This is a genomic window from Thiorhodococcus mannitoliphagus, assembly GCF_010915725.1.
GTDB lineage: Bacteria > Pseudomonadota > Gammaproteobacteria > Chromatiales > Chromatiaceae > Thiorhodococcus > Thiorhodococcus mannitoliphagus.
This window is the reverse complement of record NZ_JAAIJR010000289.1, coordinates 1-2,279: the sequence shown is the minus strand read 5'-3', so window position 1 is coordinate 2,279 and position 2,279 is coordinate 1. Positions and strand designations below refer to the sequence as shown.

Genomic DNA, 2,279 nt, shown 5'->3' with positions numbered 1-2,279 from the left:
AGGACGAGCCCCTCTCCAGCTTCAGAGACGTTTCAAGGCGATCCTGGTGGAAACTCCCAGGAACTCACCACGAAACTCGTGACCCAGCCACGCTGCCTTCGAGAACGCGCATGGACCAAGACAAACCCAATCTGTTCGCCTTCGCCACCTCGGAACTGTCCCAGGACGCCTTCCTCGCCTGGCTGCTCAGTTGGGCGGATCCAAAATACGCAGCGTTCGATCCGCCCGTTCACCAATGCGCGGCACGTCTCGTGCAAAGGGCTGGTAATACCCACCGCATCAAAGCCGCTTGGCTATCTCGCTGAGTGGAATGAACAGACGTCTTTCATGGCCGACAAAGCACTGGAAGCCCAATCGCGCATAAAATGCGGCCGCATGATCGTCCTTGGCATCCACGATTAGCGCATAGATCGCCGGGTCGGCCCGAATGGCCCGCACCGCGGCATCGACCACCATCAATCCGCCCCATCCCTGACCCTGGTTGCGTCTGTCGACCGCCAGGCGGCCGATCAGCCCGGCAGGAAGCACGGGGTAGCGGGGCAAGCCTTTGGACAGACTCTCGGGCAAGGCCGTGAGCGGCACGCTGGCGGCGGAGAAGGTGTAGTAACCCACCACGCCATCAGTGGCATCGGCCAGGACGAAGCAGTTGGTCAGACGACGGCGAACATCTTGAGTCACCTGTTCCCTGAAATACCGATCCAAAGCATCAACGCCGCTGCAAAACGAAGCGCGCTCATGCTTTCCGAGCGGAACGATCCGAAACCCCTCTGCAATCACGCAGTGGATTCGGTCAGGCCGCGGTAGCGCGCAACGGCCCGCTCCATGGATGGCGTCAAAGGTTCGGGATTGAGAATGGATTCGGCAAACCGGCGTTGATCCTCGACCGACAGGCGAATAATGCTGGCTTCCTCGATGGTCCGGTGAGCCATCTCTTGAGCGGCCGCAACAACGAAGTCACTCACGCTGCGGCCCTGAAGCTCGGCGGCACGTTTGAGCATGGTCAAGACATCGGGAGCGATCCGGGCTTCCAAGCGGGCGGTACGGGTTGGTTCTCTGGGCATCATGGTGTCCTCGCTTTCTCTCCCTATAATGTACGTTGTTAGGCCGTACAATACAAAGATCGAAATGATAGGGTTCGGTCGCGCATCGTTACGACGCCTGGACAACGACGTGGTCCACGGTCGCCAGTTGGCTTGGGTCATCTCCGGATCGCTGCAAGCGCTGATTTCATGCGTGGCGAGGATTGCGGCGTTGGGGGCCGTTGACCGAGCCCGCGTCGGGCGGATGCCCGCGAGGGCGATCTGCCTTTGCTGCCTGTCCAGAGGCTCTTTTCCTGACACCCTGCTGATTTCTCGAGGACGAGCCCCTCTCCAGCTTCAGAGACGTTTCAAGGCGATCCTGGTGGAAACTCCCAGGAACTCACCACGAAACTCGTGACCCAGCCACCCTGCCTTCGAGAACGCGCATGGACCAAGACAAACCCAATCTGTTCGCCTTCGCCACATCGGAACTGTCCCAGGACACTTTCCTCGCCTGGCTGCTCAGTTGGGCGGATCCAAAATACGCAGCGTTCGATCCGCCCGTTCACCAATGCGCGGTACGTCTCGTGCGCTTTCTGCTCGGCGTGTCGGACGACGATCCCATCCAATCAGTCGTCGTTGGTCGACAGTGGGAGGGCATTGATGTCTGGGCTGAAGTCAACGAGGCGTACTTCATCCTGATCGAGGATAAGAAAGGCACTCGGGACCACTCGAATCAACTGACACGCTACCTGAAGATCGCCCAGGAATACGCTCGTGAAAAAGGGATCAGCGTTGTTCCCATCTATTTCAAGATGGAGGAACAGGGCATCTGGTCCGGAATCCATGACTCCGGCTTCCGGATCCTGTCAAGGGCCGACATGCTTCACATTCTAAAAGATTACGCCGACGACAGGGATTCGACGAACGGCAACCAGATCCTGCTCGATTACTACGCCTATCTGTGCGACCTCGACCGACAGGTCAATAGTTACAAGACCCTTCCGTTGGATGCATGGCAGTGGCACGGTTGGCAAGGTTTCTTTTCGGCACTGCGGAAGGAATTCGATGGCGAGTGGGACTATGTTCCGAACCCCTCGGGTGGTTTCCTCGGGTTCTGGTGGAGTTGGCGCGAGGGTCATTTCCAGGGGAGTCAGTTCGAATTCTAGGCCTTGATCATCGTTTGGTCCACTGTTGCTAAGCCGCCACAAGGGTGAGGTAAGGCTGCCTCACCGGGCGCGGTCGTCGTCGCGCCGGTCG

Annotated in this window: 4 protein-coding genes; 2 read left to right on the top strand and 2 right to left on the bottom strand. The window is 58.8% G+C overall.

What is annotated here, in order from left to right:
- Positions 1-110 precede the first annotated feature (110 nt).
- Complete coding sequence (locus G3480_RS26230) at positions 111-305, top strand: hypothetical protein (protein WP_164657139.1); 195 nt, start codon at positions 111-113, stop codon at positions 303-305.
- Here G3480_RS26230 and G3480_RS26225 read toward each other — a convergent pair.
- Together G3480_RS26225 and G3480_RS29340 are read right to left on the bottom strand one after the other, a co-directional pair.
- Complete coding sequence (locus G3480_RS26225) at positions 280-777, bottom strand: GNAT family N-acetyltransferase (RefSeq protein ID WP_164657141.1); 498 nt, start codon at positions 775-777, stop codon at positions 280-282. The genes G3480_RS26230 and G3480_RS26225 overlap by 26 nt on opposite strands.
- On the bottom strand, positions 774-1,340 hold the full coding sequence (locus G3480_RS29340) for a type II toxin-antitoxin system TacA family antitoxin (protein ID WP_338114233.1): 567 nt from the start codon (positions 1,338-1,340) through the stop codon (positions 774-776). Before G3480_RS29340 ends, G3480_RS26225 begins: the two co-directional genes overlap by 4 nt.
- Positions 1,341-1,465: 125 nt before the next feature.
- Here G3480_RS29340 and G3480_RS26215 point away from each other — a divergent pair, with 125 nt between their 5' ends.
- A complete protein-coding gene (locus tag G3480_RS26215) occupies positions 1,466-2,188 on the top strand; it encodes a PD-(D/E)XK nuclease family protein (protein WP_164657140.1) in 723 nt (240 codons plus the stop codon).
- Positions 2,189-2,279 lie beyond the last annotated feature (91 nt).